The organism is Arthrobacter sp. TmT3-37 (assembly GCF_054510835.1).
On record NZ_JBTNDU010000001.1, the window covers coordinates 465,745 to 489,327 of the forward strand.

Consider the following 23,583-nt stretch of genomic DNA (forward strand, 5'->3'; position numbering starts at 1 on the left):
GGAATTCCTTTTCCTCGGGGACGGCTAGGCGTCCAGCACGCTCATGACGTGCTTGATGCGGGTGTAGTCCTCCACGCCGTACATGGAGAGGTCCTTGCCGTAGCCGGAGTTCTTGAAGCCGCCGTGCGGCATCTCGGCGGTGAGCATGATGTGCGTGTTGATCCAGACAGCGCCGAAGTCGAGGTCCCGGGAGACCCGCATGGCGGTGCCGTGGTTGGTGGTCCAGACGCTGGACGCGAGCGCGTAGTCGACGCCGTTCGCCAGCTCCACGGCTTCCTCCTCCGTGGTGAAGGTCTGCACCGTGACGATGGGCCCGAAGGTCTCCTGCTGCACCACGGGATCGTCCTGGCGGGCGCCGGTGATGATCGTGGGCTCGAAGAAGTAGCCCTTGTCACCCGCGCGCCTGCCGCCGGTCGCGATGCTGCAGTGTGCCGGCAGTGCGTCGATGACGGCGTTGACGGCGTTGAAGTGGTTGATGTTGTTGAGCGGGCCGAAGTAGTTTTCCGAGTCGTCCGCACTGCCCGTCCTCAGCGTGGCGGTGTGCTCGACCATCGCTGCGACGAACTCGTCGTGCGCCTGCTCCTGCACGAGCACGCGGGTGATCGCGGTGCAGTCCTGGCCTGCGTTGAAGAACGCGAACTCTGCGATGGCCGCGGCGGATGTCTTCAGATCGGCATCGGCGAAGACCACGGCGGGCGCCTTGCCGCCGAGCTCGAGGTGGGCACGCTTGAGGCCCTTGGCGGCGCTCGTGGCGACGGCGATGCCCGCGCGTACGGAACCCGTGATGGACACCAGGCCCGGGACGGGATGCTCGATCATGGCCGCACCGGTCTCACCGGTACCGAGGACCACGTTCAGGACGCCGTCGGGCAGGATCCCCTGCGTGAGGCGTGCCAGCACGAGGGTGGACTCGGGGGTGGTGTCGCTCGGCTTGAGCACGACCGTGTTGCCGGCGGCGAGGGCGGGCCCGATCTTCCAGATGGCCATCAGGAACGGGTAGTTCCAGGGGGCGACCTGGGCGACGACGCCGATGGGTTCCCGGCGGACGTAGGAGGTGTGGCCCTCGAGGTACTCGCCCGCGGACTTGCCCTCGAGGATGCGTGCAGCACCTGCGAAGAAGCGCAGCTGGTCGGCGCCGACCGCGACCTCCTCGGCGGCGATCATCTCGCGCACCTGGCCCGTGTTGCGGTGCTGGGCCTCGACGAGTTCGTCGCTCGCGGCCTCGACGGCGTCGGCGAGCTTGAGCAGCAGGAGCTGGCGCTGGCTCGGCGTGGTGCGCTTCCACGTGGTGAAGGCGCGGGCGGCAGCCTGCATGGCGGCGTCGACGTCCGCGGGGGAGGAGACGGGCGACTGCGCCACGACCTCGCCGTTGGTCGGGTTGACGATGTCCAGGAGTTCGGTTCCGGCGGGCGTCACGAACGCGCCGTCGATGTAGTTCTGAAGGGTCTCAGCCACGCTGCAGTGCCTTTCACGAGGGGGTGTCCGCGGCGTCCGGGTAGGTCCGGCCACGGGTATCGAATCGACGGTACCGGGACGGGGTAACCCCTGCCACGGATATCTGCACAGCATGGACGGGGAAGTGCCGTGCAGGAGCACAGTAGAGCCTAGGCTTGAACCATGGCCATCACGCTTCCCGACCTGCTGTCCGACCCGGCCCTCGGCCTCGTGGCGGAGGGCCGCTCCGAGCCGCCGGCCCAGCCGATCCAGTGGGTCGCGGTGACCGAGCTGGAGGATCCGCGGCCGTTCCTCAGCGGCGCCGAGGTGATCCTCACGACGGGTGTCCGCCTCAAGACCGGCGCGGCCCAGCGTGCCTTCGTCCGCCGGGCGCACGAGGCGGGGGCGCTGGCCATCGGATTCGGCGTGGGTTTGACGCACCGGAGGATCCCGGCGGCCCTCCTGTCCGAGGCGGACGACGTCGGACTCCCGGCCTTCCGGGTCCCGTACGAGGTCCCGTTCATCGCCATCGGGAAGAGGGTGGCGGACGCCCTCTCCGCCGATCACTACGCAGGCCTCGAGGACCTCCTCGAGGGACACGCCGTCCTCGCGTCCGCCCTCCTCGGCGCCGGGGGCCTCGGCGCGCTCCTCGCGGAACTCGCGAGGATGCTGGGCACCGGCGTCGCCCTCTTCCAGTACGGTGCACGCATCGCCGGGGCCGCCGGTCCGCGGCGCGGCCGGGAGGAACCGACGTCCTGGCATCGGCTGCCCATCGCCACGGGGCTGAAGGACCGCTGCACACTCGCCATCGCGGAACCGTACACCCGGGCGGCGGTCGTCGACTACGCGCAGAGCCTCATCTCGGTGGAACTCACGAACCAGGGGCGGAACCGCACAGGAGCCCGGACGGCCGCCGGGCAACTGCTCGAGGACGTGGTGCGGGGAAGCCTCGCGGGTCCGGAGGCCGCCGCGAGGCTTGCGAGCTCGGGTATCGACACCGCGCTCAGGCACAGCGTCCTGATCGTCGACGTCGCCTCCGGCCAGCGCCGGGCCCTGCGCACGCTGCCGCTGCCCGACGGCTGGGACGGCGTCTCCTCCGCCCTGGTCGAGGACCGCCTCGTCCTCGTGCTGCCGGCCACCGCCGCACCGGCGCCGGCGCAGCTCAGCCAGTACCTGCATGGCGCCGGGCTCACCTCGCGCATCGGCGTGGGAGGGGCGTACGCCCAGCCGAACGGACTGCGCTGGAGCTATTTCGAGGCCCGGGAGGCACTCCAGCGGGGGCAGGCGCTGAACCTCGCCGACCGCCTGAGCCTGACGTCCCTCCTCATGGCGAGTGCTGACGTTCCGCTCGCCGATCTCGCGGCCGAGACCTTGAACCCGCTCGAGGCCTTCGACGAGGCGCACGGCGCCGGCCTGCTGGCGACGCTGCAGCGGTACCTGGACCTCGACGGGTCCGTGGCCGCCGTCGCGGCCGACCTCGACCTGCACCGCAACACCATCCGGTACCGGCTGCAGCAGGTGGTGGCGTTGACGGGGTACGACCCTGCGGTCACGGCGGACCGCGTCCACCTCTATCTCGCCCTCCGGGTGCGCGCACTCGGCTGAGGCGGGACGGCGGGCCCCGCGGGACAGCGCCCCGTGTGGTCCCCGGCCACTCCGGCCGCTCCGCGCCTACCACGTGGGCCGCACCCCCGCATGCGATAGTTGGATCACCAGATACCGGTCTCACAGTTCTTCGGGGGTATTCATGTCGCTTCTTCACGCCGACGAGTTGGACCTGCAGGAGTTGGCCCGACAGGCGATCCTGCAGGAGTACCGCCTGCCCTACGGGGAGGCCGACGGCACCCCGGTGGAGGCGTTCGACTACCAGACGCCCACGGAACTCCTCAACCTGGTGAAGCTCGCCGTCCGCGTCAGCGGGATGCACGCGGGCGTCATCAACATCATCACGGCCGACCAGCAGCACCAGATCGCGGCCGTCGGGGTCGATGCTGCCGTGTGCTCCCGCGAGGACTCGATGTGCTCGAAGGTCTTCCGCTCCGGCGCCATCACGGCGGTCCCGGACGCGTCACGCGATCCCCGCTTCGCCGACAACCCCTTCGTGAACGGTGGGATCGCCCTCGTGCGGTCCTACGCGTCCGTCCCCCTCGTGGCGGAGAGCGGGTACGCCCTCGGGACGCTCTGCGTCTTCTCCCCCGAGATCCTCGGCTTCGACGCCGAGCAACGGGAGGGCCTCGAGATCCTCGCCCGGCAGGTGGTCGAGGTCCTCGAACTGCAGTTCAAGACCCGCCAGCTCGTCGAGGCCCTCGAGGTGGTCCGTCGCAGCAACGAGGACCTCGCCGGCTTCGCAGCCCGGGTCAGCCACGACCTGAAGAACCCGCTGACGGCGATCCTCGGCTACACCGAGCTCAGCGAGCAGGACGACGACGTCGAGACCTCGGGGCCGGCGGCCCGCTACTTCAGCATCATCCGGGGCAGTGCCAGCCGGATGCTCTCGACGGTGGAGGAGGTTCTCGAGTTCTCCCGCATCGGCGGCTCGATCAGCCGCCGGAAGGTCCGCCTGAACACGATGATGAACGCCGTGCTGCAGGACGTGCTGCCGCTCAGCAGTGCCTGCGACGCCGTCGTGACCGTCCGGGACGCCCAACTCGAGGTGGACCAGGCGCAGGTCACCGCCCTCCTGCAGAACCTGGTCTCGAACGCGATCAAGTACTCGGCCCCAGGGACTCCTCCCCGCATCGAGGTCGTCGCGGACGTCGGCCAGACCCAGGTGCTCCGCATCATCGACCACGGCAAGGGCATCGACCCCGCGGACCGGCACCGGGTCCTGGAACCGCTCGTGCGGCTCCAGCGGGAGGGCGACCCAGCGGGCAGCGGCATCGGCCTCGCGACCTGCGCGCGGATCGCGGCCGCCCACGACGGTTCGATCAGCCTCACGGAGACGCCCGGCGGCGGCACGACAGTCACCGTCGATCTCGGCCCGGCCTGATCCTTCCCGCAGCGCCTCGCGGCGCTAGAGCTGCTGCGGCTGCAGCTGCTGGTCCTGGTCCGCGCGGGCCAGCGGGAGCCGGAAGGTGAAGGTGGAGCCCTCGCCCTCGACACTGCGGCAGCTGATGGTGCCGCCATGGCGCTCCACGATGGCCTTGGAGATGGCGAGCCCCAGCCCGACGCCGGGGATGGCGGCATTGCGGGCCGCCGAGGTCCGGAAGAACTTCGAGAAGACGCCCTTCAGCTCCTCTGCCGACATGCCGCTGCCCTGGTCCGTCACGCTGCACTCCACCTCGCCGTCGACCTCCGCGGCACTGACCGTCACACGCCCGCCGTCCGGTGAGTACTTGACGGCGTTGGAAAGCAGGTTGTCGAGCACCTGGCCGATGCGCGGGGCATCGCACAGCGCCAGGAGTCCGGGCTCGGTGCGGTCCTCGAAGCGCATGAGGGGGTTCGTCGAGCGTTCCCTGGCCGACGCCACGCGCTGCAGGACCAGTTCGGAGAAATCGGTGGGGACCGGTGTGATCTCCGGGGTCCCCTCGGCCGTGGAGAGCAGGTCCACCACGAGCTTGTGCAGCCGCTCGGAGTTGCGGGACACCACCTCGAGGCCGGATGCGACCTCGGGCTGCAGGTCGGGCATGCCGGTCAACAGTTCGAGATAGCCGCGGATCGCGGTGAGGGGGGTCCGCAGTTCATGGGACACCGTGGCCACGAACTCGTCCTTCGCGTTGAGCGCGGTCACGAGTTCCGTGACGTCGTTGAACGTCACGACGGATCCTTCACGCGCGCCCGCCTGGTTCGTCATCAGGCGCGACGACGTCGACAGCACCCTCTGGTCCGGCCGCTCGCCCCACCATAGGAGGTAGTCGGAGAAGACCTGCCCCTCGGCGGCTCGCCGGGTCGGCCTCCGTGCCTCGGGCATGACCGACTGGCCGTCGTGCTGGAAGATCCGGAGGTCCCCTTCCGCGGTGTTCCGCGTACCTCCTGCGAGGGCGCGGAACTGCTCGAGCTTGCGGTTGGTCAGCATCGGCCGCCCCGTCTCGTCGACGGCGATCAGTCCGATGTCCACGCTGTTGACCACGGTCTCCAGCAGCCGCTCCCGGCGCGCGCTCTCCTCGAGGAGCATCTGCAGGGCCTGGTCCTTCTCCTCGACGACCTGCTGCTGCGCCATCATGCTGGCGGTCATGACCCGTATGGTCACGCCGATCGCGAGCATGATGAACGGGAGGAGGATGGACTGTGTGAGGGACTGCGAGGTGACGGCGGCGTCGGTTCCGAAGACGGGTGCCCACACGATCGCGAGCGAGCCGAGGAACCCCACGGCCAGGGCGGCACGCGGGAAGAGCCCCGAGGCCGCCAGCCAGATGACGGGGAAGACCGCGAGCAGCCCGACGCCGGTGATCATGGTCCCCGCGCCATGGCGCATGAGTCCGATGGGGATGAAGTCGAGCAGCGGGATGACCAGGAAACTGGCGTGCGGCAGGCGGTCCCAGGGGACGACGACGCACAGCGCCAGGAGTACTGCCTGCAGCCCTGCGCCGAGGAGGAAGGACTCGCTCGAGAAGAGGTCACGGTGGAACAGTGCCCCGCCGACGAGGATGAGCAGCACCGTGAGGGAGAGCGGCAGCTGGCTGAGGACGACGCGCATCCGCAGGGTCAGTTCGTGGAACTGCCTGGTGTTGAGCGTGAGGTAGGAGAGCACCCTGTCCATGCTGACCGATCCCCCCTCCGTCGTCGAGCCAATCCGTCGCTGCATGACGGTGCTGGCGGCATCGGCGCGCCGGCTTCCACAGACTAGCGCGACCGCCCGGTGATTGAAGGTGCGGAATCCGCCTGCGCTCCTCAAGATCACCTCAAGTTCGACGCACCAAACCGGTGATCGTGGCGAAGCTGCTGTAGGGGCGCCGAGCATCGCCCGGCGTAGCGTTTAATGAGGATCATGACTGTCGCCCCCGAGAAACGCCGAGCACTGGTCGTTGAGGACGACGTCGACATCCGGGGCCTGCTCGTGCAGATCCTGAAGCGCGAGGGCTTCGAGGTGACGGAAGCCGGGACGGCGAGCGACGGGCTGGAGAAGGCGCGCGCCGGCGCGGACCTGATCACCCTCGACCTGAACCTGCCCGATGGCGACGGCGTGGAGATCTGCCGGGAGGTCCGCACCTTCTCCGACGCCTACATCCTCATGATCACGGCGCGCACGGACGAGATCGAGCGCCTGACCGGACTCGAGACCGGCGCCGACGACTACATCAGCAAACCCTTCAGCCCGCGCGAACTCGTGGCACGCATCAACTCGCTGTTCCGCCGCCAGAGCCGGCAGGCAGCCGCCGACGTCGCCAACGCCGATGAGCGCCAGCGCGCCGCCGAGGTCCAGCAGAACCTCCTCCCCCGCGACAACCTGTGGGTCCGCGACTACGAACTGGCGGGACGCTTCCGGCCGTCCCGCAGCGTGGGCGGCGACTTCTACGACTGGTACGGCACCCCGGACGGGCTGCACCTCACGGTCGCCGACGCGATGGGCAAGGGCATGGGAGCCGCCCTCGTCGCGGCGACCGTGCGCGCCATCATGCGGTCGGTGGCCCCCCAGCCGAGCATCGAGACCGCGTTCGCGACGGCGGCGCGCGCCACCGAGGCCGACCTGGAGCAGACGAACTCCTTCGTCACGCTCTTCCACGGGCGCCTCGACGCCGCTACCGGCGTCGTCGGCTATGTGGATGCCGGCCACGGACTGGCACTGCATGTCACGGCAGACGGTGGCGTGACCCGGTTGAAGTCGGCGGGACCGCCGGTGGGGGCATGGCCGGACCAGGTCTGGGCAGCGGACACGGTGAAGCTCGGCCCCGGCGACTCCCTGGCCATCGTCAGCGACGGCCTGCTCGACATCTACGAGACGGTCGAGCAGTTCACCGAGGCCGTGGCCGGCGTCATCACGGCGGCGCCCAGCGCGGAGGCCGCCTGCGCCGTCCTGCTCGACATGGCCGACGTGCCCGAGGTGGCCGACGACGTCACCGTCGTCGTGCTCCGGCGCACGCAGGACTGACGCGAACCACACGCACGACCACACACCCACGGACAGGTAGAGGAAGAGGACACACAGATGGAATTCACCACCCAGGACAAGGGACGCTACACCGAGGTGGCAGCCAGTGGCCGTCTGAACATGGTGGCCGCCCCCAAGCTGCGCGAGGTCATCAACGACGTCGTGGCCGCGGGTGGCAAGCGCATCGTGGTGAACCTCGCGGAGACCAGTTTCATGGACTCCTCGGGGCTCGGCGCCCTCATCGGCTGCCTCAAGCTGGCCCGGCAGTCCGGCGGCGACCTGCGGATCGCCGCGGTCCAGCCCCAGGTCACCATGGTGCTCGAGCTCACCAGCATGCACCGGGTCCTGACACCGCACGGCACGCCCGACGAAGCCTTCCCGAATGACTGACATCCTCGCCCGGCGGACCCTCGAGGAACCCGCGGTCGAACAGGCGATCGAGGACCTGCACGGTGTGCTCGACCAGCTGTGGCACGACGCGGCGTTCGTGCCGGCCATGGACCAGATGGCCTTCAGCACCGCCGTGATCGAGGCCGCGAGCAACGTCGTCCGCCACGGCGTCGCTGCGCAGGGCTCCGAACTCCTCCTCGGCGTCGAGCTCACGGTGGCCTCCGGGTACCTGCGGGCCGTCATCAGCGAGATCGGGGCAGCTCCCCTGGACCCCGTGCCCGACCTCGAGGGGCCCGACCTGACCGCCCTCCCCGACGACGCGCTGCTGGAGGACTACGACGAATCAGGTCGCGGTCTCTCGATGATCCGGGCACTCGTCACGACGGTCACGGTCGAGCGGCAGGGCGACTCGAACGTGTGGGTCCTGTCCAGGGACGCCGGCGAAGGGCACTGACCCTCCGGTCCTGGTGTCCGCGGCTCCGGTCCTGGATTTCGCCGCTCCGGGTCACGCTTCCCGCCGGTTCCGGGTCACGGCTGCGCCCGCCGAGCACGGGTCACGCCAGTGACGGCCAGACAAGCCGGCGGCCACCGGTCAGGGTAGTAGCGGTCGGCCGGCCGAGCCCGCCGGTCACGGGTCACGGCAGTGGCGGTCGGCCGAGGAACGCCGCGAGGTCCGCGTAGACCTCCCGTGACTCCGGCAGGCGCGGTGCCGCCGGGAAGACGTGGAACCCGCCCGGATAGATCCTCATGGTGACGTCGGCGCCGGCTGCGACGGCCCGGTCCCGGAACACCGTAGCGTCCGCCATGCACACATCGCGGGTGCCCTGATAGATCCGCGTGGGCGGCACCGCGGCCAGCAGGTCGTCGGGTGCGCAAGCGGGGCTGACCAGGGGCGTCCTCGGGTCGTCGCCTCCGGCCCACCAGAGGCCGGCCTGCACGGGGCCCGCGACCGAGAGCATCGGGTCGACGGCCTCGTACTTCGGGATCGTGGGATTCGTGCCCGTGACATCGAGCCAGGGCGCGAACACGGCGACGCGCCCGGGTGCAGGCAGCCCGGCGTCGCGGAAGGCCCACGGCTGGGCGATGGCGAGCCCGCCGCCGGCCGAGTCCCCCATCAGCGTGACGTCCTCCGGATCCGCTGTCCGCAGGACCTCCCGGTAGACGGACACCAGGTAGGGGAAGGCCTCGCGGTAGGTGCTCTCCGGAGCCAGGCGGTAGAGGGGGATGGTCACGGCAGCACCCGTACGCTTGGTCAGCTCGGCGATGATCCACCAGTGCGGCCGCCCGAACTCGTTCAGGTAGATCCCGCCGTGCGTATAGATGATGTGCGACCGCGTGGCGCCGAGGAGCGGCCGGACGGTGATCGTGCGCACGCCGTCGATCCGCTTCTCCTGGATCGTGTGGGTCTGCTTGAACGTCCACGGGATGGCCGCCGCCGACGGGTAGGTCCGGCCCGGGTACTTCCCGTTGACCCAGTCCGTCCCGGTCAGGTTCCTCTTGGTGGGCAGCAGGCCGATCAGCCGGCACGCGACGCGCATGGCCCGCGAGCCGTCGTGCGCGCTCGGTTCGACGGTGTCCGTGCCGGCCGCATATCCGCTCGTCATGGCCCCAGCCTAGTCCGGCCCCCGCGGACCGCGCCGCCTCTGTCATGCTGGTCGGGGCCGGAATGCCCCGGTTGGCGTCCTTTGTCCCACCGATCCGCCCGACGCCGTTCCGGCCCGCCGAAGGAAGAGATGGATACCGCAGCACACATCGCCCTCGCCGCCGACCTCCTCGGCGTGTTCTTCTTCGCCGTGTCCGGCAGCCTGCTGGCCGCGCGGAAGGGCTTCGACCTCGTGGGCTCCCTCCTGCTCGCGTCGCTCGCGTCGCTGGGCGGCGGCGTGGCACGGGACCTCATCATCGACGTCCCGCCGGCGGCGTTCAACAATCCCGCCTACCTCGTGCCTCCCCTGCTGGCCACCGTGCTCGTCTACTTCGTGTTCTCCGGCGTGGAGCGGGTCAAGCGCGTCCTCGTCCTCTTCGATGCCGCGGGCCTCGCCCTGTTCTGCATCACCGGCACCATCAAGGCCCTCGACGTCGGCCTCAACCCGGTCTCCGCCGTCCTCCTGGGCGTCACGACGGCCGTGGGCGGCGGCCTGCTGCGCGACGTCGTCGCCAACGAGATCCCGCAGCTCTTCGACCCCCGGGACATCTACGCGCTGCCCGCGATGCTCGGCGCCGTCGTCGTCACCGTGCTGTACCTGACGGACACCTTCACGCTCGTCACGGGCATGCTGGCGGCGTCGCTCGTGTTCTCTCTGCGCGTCCTCGCCTGGCGCTACGGCTGGCACGCGCCGCTCGCGGCACGTACCTCCGGCATCCGCAGGTAGCCCCGGCGCCGGACGCGGCGGCTAGGATGGGGGAATCCCCCGCCACCACTCCTGGAGTACTTGTGACTGAGCTCTTTTCCGATCGATTCCGCGCCCTGGTGCCTCAGTACTTCGAGGGCGAGTGGGTCGAGGAGGACGGTCTGTCCGAGGACGAGCTCGCCGACATGCTCGCGGGCAAGGACTTCGAACTCCCCCTCGCCCTGCACGAGTTCTACCGCGCCGTAGGAGCCACCGAGGACATCATGGAGGCGTTCCACTTCTTCTGGGACCCCGACGAGCTCGAGATCGAGGACGGCTTCCTCCTGTTCCTCGAGGACGAGGACGAGCAGTACACCTGGGGCATGAGGGCCGACCAGCTGGACGTCCCCGATCCGATCGTCTGGCGCCGCAACAACGCCCGCGGCGAGTGGCAGAGCGAGGAGGGCACGTTCACCGAGTACGTCCTCGACCTGTTCGAGTGGGTCTTCGAGGAGGACGGGGAGGACTGATGGAGTTCGCCCACCACGCCCCCGACGGGTACCGGTGCCCGTTCTGCGACCTCGCGCGGGGGGACTTCAGCAACCCGGGGAACCTGTGCCGACCGGGTGACGTCGTCTACTCCGACGACCTCGTGCTCGCGTTCATCGCATCGCACGGCTTCGAGCCGAACCCGGGGCACGTGCTCATCACGCCACGCGAGCACGTCGAGCTGCTCTACGAACTGCCCGACGACGTCGCCGCCCGCATCATGACGCTGACCCGCGACATCGCGATCGCCATCAAACTGGCGTGGGCGCCCGACGGCGTCTCGACGCGGCAGCACAACGAGCCCGCCGGCAGCCAGCACGTGTGGCACTACCACCAGCACGTCCTGCCCCGCTGGCACGACGACGGCTTCTACTTCACCCCGAAGCGGCCCATCGTGGACCCGGAGATCAGGGCGCGGAAGGCCGACGAGCTGCGGTCCTTCCTCCCGGCGAGATAGCGCCCGCCGGCTCCGCTTCACGCCCTGCTGCGGCTTCGTGCACGGCTTCTGAGCAACAAGAGCGTGTCCTACGACGACACGCCGCTTATCCAAGTCATCCGCCCACGAAAGCCGTGCACGAGGCCGCACCCAGCCATCCACATCAGCGGACGGGTCGGCGCCCGAGGGCCGTGAAGACCATCGTGAGGACATCGTCCGGCTGGAACATGACGTCCTCGTAGCAGAAACGCAGCACGACATACCCGCCGATCACTGTCATGTTGTTCCTCCTGCGGTCGCGCCGGAGTGCCTGGCGGTCCGAATGGAACGCCGCTCCGTCGATCTCCACGACGAGGCACTCCTCGACCAGGAAGTCGACCCGCCCCACGCCCGCTATCCGGACCTGCGAGCGAACCTCGAGACCGGCGCCGCGTAGCAGGAGTCGCGCCACGACCTCGATCGCGGACTCGCCGGTGAGGTCCACCGACGCCAGGGCAGCGCGCGCCCTGCCGTTGCGCCTTCCAGTCAGCCGGGACTCGAGGAACGCCGCCACGGTGTCACCGCGTCGGAGAGCGCACTCGACCATCGGGACCGACTCGTCGGCAGGCCGGCACTGCAGCACATGCACCAGCACGTCGGCGAGACCGACGAGTGGCAGCCGGGAGTGCGGAGGAACGGTGACGACCCGATGGTTGATGCAGCCGTCGGCTGAGCGGGTCGGCCGGCTGACGTGCACGCCGATCGCGGGCCGGACGCGCCACAGCCCGTAGTGGACCGCGGCGGAGACACATGTGAGCCGTGCTCCCGCACCCACCGCCCGGATGAACTCCGGCGGGGCGTCGGGAAGGGCCAGGACACCCCGTCGAACGCGGAGAATCCTGCCGTCGCCGATGGAGCGTTCGATTGCCCGCTCCCCCACTCCGCGCTCCAGCAGGGCACCCGTGGAGGCCACGCCACCCGATACCGCGAGAATCTGCTCGATCGTCATGGACCAACCCAAGAGGCTGCCGCCCGTGATCGACGGTGGGCCCTCCGCTATGTGGACGGGCCGCGGGGTGCGGTGGTACGGGAGGATGCGGCGTCGTGCTCGCGTTTCACCAGGGCGACCGCGTGTCGTCTCGGGACACGCCGACTCTCAGGGACACTCCCGCGGGAAAGTCGTGCATGAAGCCGCGGAAACGACGGAACGACGGCGCGACGGCGGCGCTAGACGTCCCGGCTGACGACGGCCTGCGCGAAGCTCGCGAGGGCCTGCTTCACGACGCTGTCCGGGAGCGGGTCGAGGGCCGCGACGGCGTCGTCGGCCCACTGCTGGGCCACGGCCCAGGCCTCCTGCGTCTGCGGGTGCGAGCGGACGGCGGCGACGGCCTCGGCGAGGGCCTCGTCGGAGGAGAGGTCGCTGTCGACGAGCGCGACGACGTCGGCCGCCGAGGAGTCGCCGGCGGCTGCGGCACGGCGCAGCAGGATGACGGGCAGGGTGGGGACGCCCTCGCGGAGGTCGGTGCCGGGGGCCTTGCCGGACTTAACCTTCAGGCCCGTGACGTCGATGACGTCGTCGGCGAGCTGGAACGCGACGCCCACCTTCTCACCGTAGGAGACCATGATGTCCACGACCTCCGGCGGGGTGTCCGCGAAGAGGGCGCCGAGCTGCCCGGAGGCCGCCACGAGGGAACCGGTCTTGTCCGCGATGACCGAGAGGTAGTGCTCGAGGTCGTCCTGGCCGTCGCTCGGTCCCACGGTCTCGTGCAGCTGGCCGAGGCAGAGCCGCTCGAAGGTACGGGCCTGGATCCCGAGGGCCTCGCCGCCGAGTTCTGAGACCAGGATCGAGGCGCGGGCGAAGATGAGGTCGCCGGTCAGGATGGCGACGGAGTTGCCCCACACCTCGTGGGCGGTGGGCGCTCCACGCCGGTACGGCGCGGAATCCATGACGTCGTCGTGGTACAGCGTGGCGAGGTGCGTCAGCTCGACGACGACGGCCGCCTGGACCACCTTCGTGCGCGCCGGGTTGCCGAGGTGGGAGGCGAGGATGGTGAGCAGGGGGCGGATGCGCTTCCCGCCGGCCTCGACGAGGTGGCGGCTGGTGGCGTCGGCGAGGGGATCGGAATTGGCGATCGCACCGCGCAGCTGCTTCTCGACCTCCGCGAGGCAGGACGAGACGGACGGCCCCAGCTCCGGGTCCTCGGCGATGAGGGCGAAGCCGGGAGGCAGACGCAGGGCATCGGCGTCGTCCGGGATGTCCGCGGTATCCAGCGCGCTGTTCAGACCCACGCTGGTCCACCCGGAGTTGAAGGATTGTGTCACGGTCTAAGACTAACCAAGTGGGGCGGCGCTTTGCGCACGCAGGTGGCCCGTCAGGGACGGCTGGTTGGAGGTGGGGGGCACGAGCGACTCGAGCAGGTGGATGACGCGATCCTCGAAGCCCCGACCGCCGGCGTCCGTCAGGTTCGCCAGCATGCGCACCACGAACCGCATGAGCACCGGTACGGGCATACCGGTCCGCAGGGCCAGGGACAGGATGGCGGGCTTGCCGATGAGCTGCGCGAAGATGCGGCCGAGCGTGAAGTGGCTGCCCCACTGCTCCCGCACGTACGGCGCGTACCCGGACAGGACCTGGTCCCGTCCGAGCGGCGAGGCGACGCCCTGCGCCCGCGCGATGAACTCGGCGGCGTACCGTGCCGACTCCATCGCGTAGGAGATCCCCTCGCCGTTGAAGGGTGACACCATGCCGCCGGCGTCGCCGAGGAGCAGCAGCCCGGGGCTGTAGTGCGGCGTCCGGTTGAAGCCCATGGGCAGCGCGGCTCCGCGGATCTCCCCGACCTGGTTCTCGGGTGTGAAGCCCCACTCGGCAGGCATGCCCGCGGTCCAGTCTCGGAGGACCTGCTTGTAGTCGAGCTTCCCGAACTCAGCGGAGGAGTTGAGGATGCCGAGGCCCACGTTGGAGGTCCCGTCGCCGACGCCGAAGACCCACCCGTACCCGGGCAGGGGCTTCCCGGTGGCGTCCGGCAGCTCGAGCCAGCCCTCCATCCAGTCGTCGTTCGTGCGGGGACTGGTGAAGTAGGTGCGCACGGCGACGCCGAGCGGCCGGTCGTCGCGCTTCTGCAGACCGAGGCTGACGGCGGTGCGGGTGGAGTTGCCGTCCGCCGCTAGGACGACGTCGGCCGTGAAGGTGCGCGTCTTGCCGGTCTTGCGTCCGTCGGCGTCCAGGAGGTTGGCGGTCACCCCGGTGACGCGCCCGGCCTCGTCGCGCTGCGCCGAGGTCACCGAATGGCCCTCGAGAATCGTGGCGCCCGCGGACCGGGCGTGCTGCGCGAGGGCCTCGTCGAAGCCGAGGCGCGTGCGGACCAGGCCGTAGTCGGGGAAGTCGCTCAGCTCGGGCCAGGGCACCTCGACGGTCCGCTTGCCCGCGATGAGGCGCAGGCCCTTGTTGCGGCGCCACCCCTCGCTCTCGTCGTGCGGCAGGCCGAGGAGCTGCAGTTCCCGTGTGGCGCGGGGCGTCAGGCCGTCGCCGCACACCTTCTCGCGGGGGAACCAGGTCTTCTCGAGGACCGTGACCTCGATCCCGGCGCTCGCGAGGTAGTAGGCCGCGGTGGAACCGGCCGGACCGGCACCGACGATGAGGACGGACACCTAGACGGCCGCCGAGATCCGGCGCAGGCGGACCTGCCCCGGCAGGAGCGGTTCCTCGCCCGGTGCCGCCGGCGCCTTGGTGGCGCGGTGGACGGCGACGATCCCGCCGTTGAGGTTGCGGTATTCGACGTCGTTCCAGCCGCTCTCGCCGATCCAGGCTGCGAGCTCGTCCTGGTTCGGCCAGGCGCGGATGGATTCCGCGAGGTAGACGTAGGCGTCGGGGTTCGAGCTGACCTTCCGCGCGATCGCCGGCAGCGCCCGCATCAGGTACTCGGTGTAGGTGGTGCGCCACAGCGCGACGGTGGGCGAGGAGAACTCGGCGATGACCAGCCGGCCGCCCGGCTTCGTGACCCGCAGCATCTCCGCGAGGGCCTTCTTCGGCTCGTTCACGTTGCGGAGCCCGAAGGAGATGGTGGACGCGTCGAAGGAGTTGTCCGCGAACGGCAGGTCGGTGGCGTCGCCGGCGACGAAGTCGATGTCCGGACGCCGGCGCTTGCCGACCTTCAGCATGCCGAGCGAGAAGTCGCAGGCGACGACGTCGATCCCGGCGTCCGCGTACGGTTCACTGGACGTGCCGGTACCGGCGGCGAGGTCGAGGACGCGCTGACCGGGTTCGGCGCCCACGGCATCCACGACGATCCGGCGCCAGCGGCGCGTTTGTCCCATCGAGAGGACGTCGTTGACGACGTCGTACTTGGGCGCCACGTCGTCGAACATGGCTGCTACTTCGTCAGGACGCTTCTCCAGCGATGCACGATTCACCTGCTCATTGTCTCAAACAAACACCCGGCGCCTAATCGGTACCGGACCATGGCGGCGCTGTCGGGGCGCACGTGCCCAAGCTCACGATGCCGCACGGATACGCCGCAGGACCGCGGAGTACGCTTGGAGCATCATGAGCACTCCGTCCCTCACCGCGCTGACGCCTGCGCCCGGACAGTCCCGCGGGCTCCGCAGCATCACGGTGGGACGCGCCGACATGGACCCCCAGTCGGGCCTCCTCGAGTACGTGGTCCGGAACGACGCCCACACCTGGATCCGGCGAGGTGGCGGGCTCGTGGGCTACGGCGAGACCGCGAGGTTCACCGTCACGGGCCCTGACCGCTTCACGCAGGCCCAGGAGTGGTGGCGACGCGAGCTCGCGGGTGCGGAGGTCGTGAACGAACTCGGCGTCCCCGGGTCCGGCCTCATCGCGTTCGGGTCCTTCGCCTTCTCCAAGACCTCGCCGCACGAATCGCGCCTGATCGTCCCCGAGGTGGTGGTCGGCTGCAGCGAGGGCCGGAGCTGGCTGACGTTCATCACCGACGACGCCGAGGCCGACCTGACTGCCGAGGCGGCCGAGGCCGCCCTCGCCGCCTACCTCGTCGAGCCCGACGCCGACCGCTCCCCCAGCCCCGGTGACAGGCTCGGCCCCGGCGTCCTCAGCGAGGAGCAGTACAAGCTCGCTGTCGCGGAGGGCGTGAAGCACGTGCAGTCCGGCGAACTGAGCAAGCTCGTCCTCGCGCGCGACGTCGTCGCGGACCTCGAGACGCCCGTCGCCACCGCGCAGGTGCTGCGCGAACTCGCCGTCCGGTACGAGGACTGCTGGACCTACGCGGTCGACGGCCTGATCGGCTCGACGCCGGAGATGCTCATCAAGGTCGAGGACAACACCGCCCGGGCCCGCGTCCTCGCCGGCACCCTCGACCGCGCCAACGCTCCCGAGGGCGACCCCGACTACCCCACGCGGGTGCTGGCCGGGTCCGAGAAGCAGCTCCACGAGCACCAGATCGCGATCGACTCGCTCACCGAGACGCTCGAGCCCTTCACGAGTTCCATGACGTCGCACAGCGAACCGTTCGTCCTCCAGCTGCCGAACGTGTGGCATCTCGCGTCGGATGTCACGGCGCAGCTCGCCCCCGACGCCGCCGGCGAGATCCCGACGTCGCTGGCCCTCGTCCAGGCCCTCCACCCGACCGCCGCCGTCTGCGGCACCCCGACCACCGTCGCGGGCGCCCTGATCCGTGAACTCGAGCACCTGCAGCGCGGCCCCTACGCCGGGCCGGTGGGCTGGATCGACGCCGGCGGCAATGGCGAGTGGGGCATCGCCCTGCGTGGCGCGGTCGTCGAGACGCCCACGCGCGTACGGCTGTACGCCGGCTGCGGCATCGTCGAGGGCTCGCAGCCCGAGGCGGAACTGGCGGAGACCTGGAGCAAGTTCCGGCCCATGATCCAGGCGCTCGGGCTGGCCCGCTGAGTCCGGCCCTTGGTTACCAATAAGCAATACCTGTAGCCTGTGATGCACATCTCTCTTTGCTCGTTAGAATCAGCAGGACCTTTTCCGCTCCATCCCGTCCGTTCAAGTGAGGTACCCATGCTTTCCAAGAAATCCGCAATGCTGGCCGCCCTGGCCGCCGGCGCCCTCGCGCTCAGCGCGTGTGGCGGAGGTTCCGACGACGCCGCGTCCGGCTCCGGAGAGGACAGTGGCCTGAATCTCGTCGCCGAAGGCTCGCTGACCGTCTGCTCGGACATCCCCTACCCGCCCTTCGAGTTCGAGGAGAACGGCGAGTACACCGGCTTCGACATGGACCTCATGAAGGAGATCGCCTCGGGCATGGACCTGGAGCTCGCCGTGCAGGACGTCGGCTTCGACGGACTGCAGAGCGGGGCCGTCCTCGCGGCGGGCCAGTGCGACATCGGCGCGAGCGCCGTCACCATCACGGAGGAGCGCAAGGCGAACCTCGCGTTCTCGGACCCGTACTACGACTCCCTGCAGTCGATCCTCGTCCCCGAGGGCTCGGACATCGCCTCGATCGAGGACCTCGCCGGCAAGCAGGTCGGCGTCCAGCAGGGCACCACGGGTGCGACCTACGCCGCCGAGAAGGCACCCGAGGCCGAACTCGTCCAGTTCCCGTCCGACGCCGAGATGTACGCCGCGATCCAGGCGGGCAACGTCGACGCGCTCCTGCAGGACCTCCCGGTCAACCTCGGGCACACGGAGGAAGGCGCCTTCACCATCGCCGAGGAACTGCCCACCGACGAGCAGTACGGCTTCATCATGTCGAAGGAGGGCAGCGAGGAACTCGTCGCAGCCGTCAACGAGCAGCTGACGGCCCTGCGCGACAACGGCCGGTACCAGGAAATCTACGACTCCTACTTCGCGGAGTAGGACACCCCTACCCGAGCGGCGCCGGCAGTGCAGACTCCGGCGCCGCTCGGGCGCCACCTCCCGACGGAAGGTAATACCCCGCGTGAAACGATCGACACGCCGGCGCCTCACGCGAGGCGTCCTCTACGCGGTCTTCGCCGCCGCCGTCCTGTTCGTCGTCCTCTCGGCCGACTGGAGCAGGATCCAGACCAACTTCCTCAACGTCGAGGTCGCCCGGGACACGTTCCCCGAGATCGTCACGATCGCGGCGAAGAACACGGTCGTCTACACGGTGATCGCCTTCGTCGGCGGGATGCTGCTCGGCCTGCTCCTGGCGCTCATGAAGCTCTCGCCCGTCCTGCCCTACCGCTGGCTCGCGACCGCCTACATCGAGCTCTTCCGTGGCCTCCCGGCCCTGCTCGTGATCTTCGGCTTCGCCTATGCCGTCCCGATCGCCCTGCAGTGGCGCCCTCCGGGCGGCAATGCGGGCGCGGGCCTGATCGCCCTCATCATCGTCTCCTCCGCCTACATCGCGGAGACCATCCGAGCGGGCATCGAGGCGGTGCCCAAGGGGCAGGTCGAGGCGGCACGCTCGCTCGGCATGAACTCCGCGTGGACCATGGTGACCGTCGTCCTCCCGCAGGCCTTCCGCATCATCACTCCCCCGCTGACCAACGAACTCGTGATCCTCATCAAGGACACGTCGCTGCTGTTCATCGCGGGCATGGCCATCGGCGACCGCGAACTCACCACGTTCTCGCGTGACGCCCTCACCAGCCAGGCGAACGCGACGCCGCTCGTGGTGGCCGCACTGATGTACCTCGTCATCACGCTGCCGCTGACCCAGCTGGTCGCGAAGCTCGAACGACACAACAAGAGAGGCCGGTGATTCCGGTGAGCCAGCCAGCATCGGGTGCCGCATCCCGCGGATCGGCCGCAGCCGTCCCCGCGATCGAGGTCCGGGCACTCTGCAAGACCTTCGGCAGCAACGAGGTGCTCAAGGGCATCGACTTCCACGTGGACCAGGGCGAGGTGGTCTGCGTGATCGGGCCCTCGGGCTCCGGCAAGTCCACGCTGCTGCGCTGCGTCAACCGCCTCGAGGAGCCCACCAGCGGCACCGTCATGGTGGAGGGCGTGGACATCACGGACAGCGAGACGGACCTGGACGACGTGCGGACGCGCATCGGCATGGTGTTCCAGCAGTTCAACCTGTTCCCGCACCTCACCGTCCTGAAGAACCTGACCCTCGCGCAGCAGCGGGCGAAGAAGCGGGGCAAGACCGAGGCCACGGAGATCGCCCGCAGGAACCTCGCCAAGGTGGGTCTCGCGGAGAAGGCGGACGCCTTCCCCTCGCAGCTCTCGGGCGGCCAGCAGCAGCGTGTCGCGATTGCACGCGCGCTCTCCATGGACCCGGACATGATGCTGTTCGACGAGCCGACCAGCGCGCTCGACCCCGAGCTCGTCGGCGACGTGCTCGAGGTCATGAAGCAGCTCGCCAAGGAGGGCATGACCATGATGGTGGTCACGCACGAGATGGGCTTCGCCCGGGAGGTCGGCGACCGCGTGGTGTTCATGGACGGCGGGGTCGTCGTCGAGCAGGGCAAGCCCGAGGACGTCCTCGGGAACCCGCAGCACGAGCGGACGAAGCTGTTCCTCTCGAAGGTGCTGTAGCTAGAGGAAACCGTCCGCCACCACATGGCGGATGCGCGCATGGAGGTCCCGGAGCGTCGCCCGCTCGGTCCGGACCTCGAGAATGGAGCGGCCCCGGATGGGCCGCTCCATCGCCGTATCCAGCTCGTCGAGCGTCGTCGCGCGCTCGTACCGTAGTCCGTAGGCGGCAGCGATCGCTGCGAGGTCCACGGTGTGCGGGGTGCCGAACAGCCGTTCGACGGCGGCACCGTAGCGGGCTGTCGTCGATTCCGCACCGTGCTCGAGCAGGCCGAAGATCCCCCCGCCGCCGTCGTTGAGGACCACGATGTGCAGGTCCGGTTGCGGTTCACCGTCGCCGAGGAGGAGTCCGCCGACGTCGTGCAGGAACGTCAGATCGCCCATGAGCACGCGCGTGGGGATGCCGGCGGCGAGCGCCACCCCGGTGGCGGTCGAGACGGTGCCGTCGATCCCCGCCAGCCCGCGGTTGGCGAAGACCTCGAGCGGGTGCCAGTCGGTGGCGGCGACGAGGTCCATGTCGCGGATGGGGTTGGAGGAGCCGAGCACGAGGTTCCCGTCCGTGTGCTCCCACACCGCGTCGGCGAGGTGCAGGCCCGTGATGCGGGGTTCGTCGGCGAGCAGCGACTGGATCCCGGCCTCGGCCGTCGCCCCCGCCTCGCGCCACGAGCGCAGCCAGCCGTCGTCGCCGCGGCCCGCGAACTCCAGCAGCTCCGGGAGGTTGTCGATGATGCGCTCGGTGCGTCGGCCCTCCTCGAACCAGGAGACGGGCGCGGGCAGGTACAGGGCGTGCTCGACGTCGGGCCGTGCCAGCAGCGCGGTCACCGGACGGGACAGGGTGGGGCGGCCGAAGGTCACCACGCGTGTGATGGCCGGGCCGAGATGTTCGAGCAGGAGGCGGTACGGGGCGATCGCGCTGCTGCCGAAGCGGGCGTTCGACGACGGTTCCGCCAGCAGCGGCAGGTCCAGATGGGCAGCGAATACCGCGGCCAGTTCTCCCGCGCCGTGTCCCGCCACGACGACCGTGGTGCTCCCGGCGGCAGGCGTCGATGCCGCGGACGGATCCGGTGCGTCCGACGCGGACGCGGCGGGTGCGTCGCTGATCACGGCAGGCCAGTCCTCGGGGACCGCCGGCTCGACGGGACGGCCGGCGCCGTCCGGTACCAGCGGATCACGGTAGGCCAGATTGAGGTGCACCGGTCCCGGCGGCTGCGTGGGCACGCCGTGCGCGGGCCCGCCGGTGGCGACAGCGAGAGCCTCCCGGACCAGGACGGACGGGTCCTCGCCGGCGGGGACGTCGAGGCCCGCCCGGACGTGCACGCCGAACAGGCCCGGCTGCACCGTGGTCTGGTTGGCACCGGTCCCGCGCAGCTCGCCGGGCCGGTCGGCCGAGACCACCACGAGGGGCACCGCCGCGTGGTTCGCCTCCATCACGGCCGGCAGCAGCTCCCCCACCGCCGTACCCGACGTCGTCACCACGGCCGCGGGGCGCTGCCCGCCGAGTGCGAGGCCCAGCGCGGTGAAGGCCGCCGACCGCTCGTCGATGCGGACGTGCAGCCGGACCAGGCCGGCGGCTCCCGCCTCCGCGAGAGCGTAGGCGAGGGGCGCGCTGCGGGAACCGGGAGCGACGACGACGTCGGCGACGCCTCCGGCGACGAGGGCCTGGACGGCCCGGGCAGCGGATGCGGCGGAATCGAGAGGGACCGGAGGGGATGCAGCTGGATCAGTCACGCATCCATCCTTCCATCCCCGGCACGCACCGGATCCCTCCCCCAGGACGGGATCCGGTACGTGCGATCAGCCCGGACCCCGGCCGGCTCGTGAGGCCGCTACGCCCGGTAGACCTGCACCACGGACGGCCGCGGGAGGGCGGCCTCGCCCCTGCCCGGCCGGGTACCTGCCGGTACGTAGTCGGGGAAGTAGGAGGTCTGGGCCGCCCAGCTCCCGTCCTCGCCGGGGTGCTGTACAGCGACGAACACGCTGCCGTCCTGGTCGTGGATCACCGGACCGCAGGTCTCGGCGTCCCGCGGCACCGCGAGGAACTGCTGCACGCGGCCACGCTCGGCGCCCTCGAGGCCCACCTTGAACAGGCCGTCGTTGAAGCCCACCGTGCTGGGCTGGCCGTCGGTGGAGATCCACAGGTTGCCCTGGGAATCGAAGGCCACGTTGTCCGGGCAGGAGATGGGCGAGACCTTGTCCTTCGGGTAGCCCCCGAAGTAGGTGGTCGGGTTGCGGGCCGGATCGCCGCAGACCAGGAGCAGGTTCCACGTGAACCGGGTCCCGGACGCGTTGCCGCCCGCCTCCGACAGCTCGACGATGTGGCCGTCCCGGTTCTGCGTGCGGGGGTTGGCCTCGTCCGCGGGGGCGTTCGAGCCGACGCCGCGGTTGGTGTTGTTGGTGCAGGCGACATAGACCTTGCCCGTGGCCGGATTGGGCTCCACGTCCTCGCAGCGGTCCATCTTCGTGGCGCCCATCCTGTCGGCGGCGAGGCGCGTGAAGACGGCGACCTCGGCGGCCGTCATGCCGGACACGACGGACCGGTTGTCGATGAGCAGCGGAAGCCACTCGCCCACGCCGTCGAACGCGCCGTCGGAGGGCAGCGTGCCGGTGCCGTTGATCTCGGCCACGGAGTTGCCCTGGAAGCGCGCGACGTAGAGCGAGCCCTCGCTCAGCAGCGTCATGTTGGCCTTGCGCGCAGCGGCGCTCGTGCCGGGCTGGACCTTGTTCTTCGAGACGAACTTGTACAGGTAGTCGAAGCGCTCGTCGTCGCCCATGTACGCCACCACCCGGCCGTCCGAGGCGACGGTGACGTTGGCGCCCTCGTGCTTGAAGCGTCCGAGCGCGGAGTGCTTCTTGGGCGTGGAGGTCAGATCGAAGGGATCGACCTCGACGATGTAGCCGAAGCGGTGCTTCTCGTTCTCGTAGCCGGCGTTCCGCGTGTCGAAGCGCGGCTCGTCGATCTCCCAGCCCCGTGCGGTCGGGCGGTTCGTGATGCCGTAGCGGCGGTCACCGTCGCTGGTGCCGGTGGCCACGAAGTAGCCGTTGAAGTTCTCCTCGCCGGAGAGGATGGTGCCCCAGGGCGTGGTGCCGCCGGCGCAGTTGCCGAGGGTGCCGAGGATGCTGCGGCCCGCGGGGTCGTCCTTGGTCTTGAGCAGGTCGGAGCCTGCGGCGGGGCCTGTGACCTCGTACGGGGTGGTGGTCAGGTAGCGGCGGTTCAGCGGAGCGCCCTGGACGTAGGACCACGGCTTGTTCTTGTTCTTGCGCTCGAGCTCGACGACGGACAGTCCGTGCGCCGCCTTGCCGATGCCGCGGACCTCGGCGGCGGGCAGGGTCGGCGGAACCATGATGGTCTCGTTCGTGTACTCGTGGTTGGCGAAGAGCACCGCACGGCGGCCCTTGCTGCCCTCGACCTCGAGGATGTCCGTGTAGTCGCAGTTGTACCCGAACTGCAGCGCCTGCGCGGCGGCGGTCTGGTTCTCGGCGTCGAATGCAGGAGACGCGCTGAACAGCGGATCGCCCCAGCGGATGACCGGCTTCCAGCCGTAGCCCTGCGGCACCGTCATGTCGTCGACCAGGGCATCGACGGGCGCGATGGCGTCGAACGGCAGGTTGCTCTTGAGGTAGCCCTTGCCGGGCGGTGGTGCGGCCTGGGCCGAGCCCGCTCCGGTCTGCATACCGACGAGGAGCGTCAGCGCACCTGCGGCACCGGCACCGAGTGCGCTCCGGCGCGAGAACTCACTCGAGACGATGTCCCGGAAGTAGGTGTTGGCGGAGGTGTTGCAGACGGCGTCGGAACACGCATTGTCACACTTGAGTGCGCAGGTGACGGCACTGCGCTTCCCCTTGGTGTGGCCGAGCATGGGCAGCAGGCGGCGCGTGGTTTCAGTCATGGGTGGTACCTCTTCCAGGGGCGAACGGGTTCGCCTCCACCTTTCCGAGGGCACCTGAACATCCATGGTGCGAGCCGGTGAACGCCGGGTGAACGGCGATCGAACAGGCA

The 23,583-nt window shown here is 69.9% G+C and carries 21 protein-coding genes; 12 read left to right on the top strand and 9 right to left on the bottom strand.

All coding sequences use genetic code 11. From position 1 onward, the window contains the following. Positions 1-24 precede the first annotated feature (24 nt). Positions 25-1,455 carry an aminobutyraldehyde dehydrogenase gene (locus tag ACX80U_RS02195; protein ID WP_459267250.1) on the bottom strand — a complete coding sequence of 477 codons (1,431 nt, stop codon included), beginning with the start codon at positions 1,453-1,455 and terminating at the stop codon, positions 25-27. A 162-nt stretch (positions 1,456-1,617) separates the two neighbouring features. Between ACX80U_RS02195 and ACX80U_RS02200 the strand changes: the two genes are divergently transcribed. After that, on the top strand, positions 1,618-3,039 hold the full coding sequence (locus ACX80U_RS02200; RefSeq protein WP_459267252.1) for a PucR family transcriptional regulator: 1,422 nt from the start codon (positions 1,618-1,620) through the stop codon (positions 3,037-3,039). A 142-nt stretch (positions 3,040-3,181) separates the two neighbouring features. Next, on the top strand, positions 3,182-4,423 hold the full coding sequence (locus ACX80U_RS02205) for a sensor histidine kinase (RefSeq protein ID WP_459267253.1): 1,242 nt from the start codon (positions 3,182-3,184) through the stop codon (positions 4,421-4,423). A gap of 24 nt (positions 4,424-4,447) precedes the next feature. Here ACX80U_RS02205 and ACX80U_RS02210 read toward each other — a convergent pair whose 3' ends face one another. Continuing rightward, positions 4,448-6,133, bottom strand: a complete 1,686-nt coding sequence (locus ACX80U_RS02210; protein ID WP_459267254.1) for a sensor histidine kinase — start codon at positions 6,131-6,133, stop codon at positions 4,448-4,450. 228 nt (positions 6,134-6,361) lie between these two features. On the opposite strand from ACX80U_RS02210, the gene ACX80U_RS02215 reads away from it, so the two are divergent. Genes ACX80U_RS02215 through ACX80U_RS02225 form a run of 3 tightly spaced genes read left to right on the top strand, consistent with a single transcriptional unit; the run spans position 6,362 to position 8,306 of the window. After that, on the top strand, positions 6,362-7,462 hold the full coding sequence (locus ACX80U_RS02215; protein ID WP_133081080.1) for a SpoIIE family protein phosphatase: 1,101 nt from the start codon (positions 6,362-6,364) through the stop codon (positions 7,460-7,462). A gap of 57 nt (positions 7,463-7,519) precedes the next feature. Next, on the top strand, positions 7,520-7,852 hold the full coding sequence (locus ACX80U_RS02220; protein ID WP_133081081.1) for an STAS domain-containing protein: 333 nt from the start codon (positions 7,520-7,522) through the stop codon (positions 7,850-7,852). After that, a complete protein-coding gene (locus ACX80U_RS02225) occupies positions 7,845-8,306 on the top strand; it encodes an ATP-binding protein (RefSeq protein ID WP_208739108.1) in 462 nt (153 codons plus the stop codon). The genes ACX80U_RS02220 and ACX80U_RS02225 overlap by 8 nt, the downstream gene beginning before the upstream one ends. A gap of 181 nt (positions 8,307-8,487) precedes the next feature. Here ACX80U_RS02225 and ACX80U_RS02230 read toward each other — a convergent pair whose 3' ends face one another. Beyond that, positions 8,488-9,456, bottom strand: a complete 969-nt coding sequence (locus ACX80U_RS02230; RefSeq protein ID WP_459267255.1) for an alpha/beta hydrolase — start codon at positions 9,454-9,456, stop codon at positions 8,488-8,490. Positions 9,457-9,585: 129 nt separating this feature from the next. Here ACX80U_RS02230 and ACX80U_RS02235 point away from each other — a divergent pair, with 129 nt between their 5' ends. The 3 genes from ACX80U_RS02235 (at position 9,586) to ACX80U_RS02245 (ending at position 11,185) form a co-directional block, all read left to right on the top strand. After that, entirely contained in the window at positions 9,586-10,221 is a 636-nt protein-coding gene (locus tag ACX80U_RS02235; protein WP_208739110.1) for a trimeric intracellular cation channel family protein, read from the top strand. A 62-nt stretch (positions 10,222-10,283) separates the two neighbouring features. Next, positions 10,284-10,709 (top strand): hypothetical protein, encoded by a 426-nt coding sequence (locus tag ACX80U_RS02240; RefSeq protein ID WP_459267256.1) that lies wholly within the window; start codon positions 10,284-10,286, stop codon positions 10,707-10,709. Then, positions 10,709-11,185: an HIT domain-containing protein gene (locus ACX80U_RS02245; RefSeq protein ID WP_133081086.1), complete on the top strand. Its 477-nt coding sequence runs from the start codon at positions 10,709-10,711 to the stop codon at positions 11,183-11,185. Before ACX80U_RS02240 ends, ACX80U_RS02245 begins: the two co-directional genes overlap by 1 nt. Before the next feature lie 142 nt (positions 11,186-11,327). Here ACX80U_RS02245 and ACX80U_RS02250 read toward each other — a convergent pair whose 3' ends face one another. The 4 genes from ACX80U_RS02250 to ACX80U_RS02265 all read right to left on the bottom strand — a co-directional run bounded on the left by ACX80U_RS02250 (position 11,328) and on the right by ACX80U_RS02265 (position 15,553). Next, entirely contained in the window at positions 11,328-12,152 is an 825-nt protein-coding gene (locus ACX80U_RS02250) for a DUF559 domain-containing protein (protein ID WP_459267257.1), read from the bottom strand. Positions 12,153-12,370: 218 nt separating this feature from the next. Continuing rightward, on the bottom strand, positions 12,371-13,465 hold the full coding sequence (locus ACX80U_RS02255) for a polyprenyl synthetase family protein (protein ID WP_133081088.1): 1,095 nt from the start codon (positions 13,463-13,465) through the stop codon (positions 12,371-12,373). 9 nt (positions 13,466-13,474) lie between these two features. Beyond that, positions 13,475-14,791, bottom strand: a complete 1,317-nt coding sequence (locus tag ACX80U_RS02260) for a geranylgeranyl reductase family protein (protein ID WP_459267258.1) — start codon at positions 14,789-14,791, stop codon at positions 13,475-13,477. Continuing rightward, the gene (locus ACX80U_RS02265) at positions 14,792-15,553 is read right to left on the bottom strand and encodes a demethylmenaquinone methyltransferase (protein ID WP_133081090.1); all 762 of its coding nucleotides are present in this window, start codon (positions 15,551-15,553) and stop codon (positions 14,792-14,794) included. A gap of 133 nt (positions 15,554-15,686) precedes the next feature. Between ACX80U_RS02265 and ACX80U_RS02270 the strand changes: the two genes are divergently transcribed. The 4 genes from ACX80U_RS02270 (at position 15,687) to ACX80U_RS02285 (ending at position 19,589) form a co-directional block, all read left to right on the top strand. Beyond that, complete coding sequence (locus ACX80U_RS02270) at positions 15,687-17,027, top strand: isochorismate synthase (protein ID WP_133081091.1); 1,341 nt, start codon at positions 15,687-15,689, stop codon at positions 17,025-17,027. Positions 17,028-17,165: 138 nt separating this feature from the next. Next, positions 17,166-17,939, top strand: a complete 774-nt coding sequence (locus tag ACX80U_RS02275; RefSeq protein WP_459267259.1) for a transporter substrate-binding domain-containing protein — start codon at positions 17,166-17,168, stop codon at positions 17,937-17,939. 82 nt (positions 17,940-18,021) lie between these two features. Beyond that, positions 18,022-18,807, top strand: a complete 786-nt coding sequence (locus tag ACX80U_RS02280) for an amino acid ABC transporter permease (RefSeq protein WP_133081093.1) — start codon at positions 18,022-18,024, stop codon at positions 18,805-18,807. A 5-nt stretch (positions 18,808-18,812) separates the two neighbouring features. After that, positions 18,813-19,589, top strand: coding sequence for an amino acid ABC transporter ATP-binding protein (locus tag ACX80U_RS02285; RefSeq protein ID WP_133081094.1), 777 nt, complete (start codon positions 18,813-18,815; stop codon positions 19,587-19,589). On the opposite strand, the gene menD is transcribed toward ACX80U_RS02285, so the two are convergent. Both menD and ACX80U_RS02295 read right to left on the bottom strand, forming a co-directional pair. Then, positions 19,590-21,314, bottom strand: a complete 1,725-nt coding sequence (gene menD / locus ACX80U_RS02290) for a 2-succinyl-5-enolpyruvyl-6-hydroxy-3-cyclohexene-1-carboxylic-acid synthase (protein ID WP_459267260.1) — start codon at positions 21,312-21,314, stop codon at positions 19,590-19,592. A gap of 98 nt (positions 21,315-21,412) precedes the next feature. Further along, a complete protein-coding gene (locus ACX80U_RS02295) occupies positions 21,413-23,473 on the bottom strand; it encodes a PhoX family protein (protein ID WP_459267261.1) in 2,061 nt (686 codons plus the stop codon). Positions 23,474-23,583: the final 110 nt, after the last annotated feature.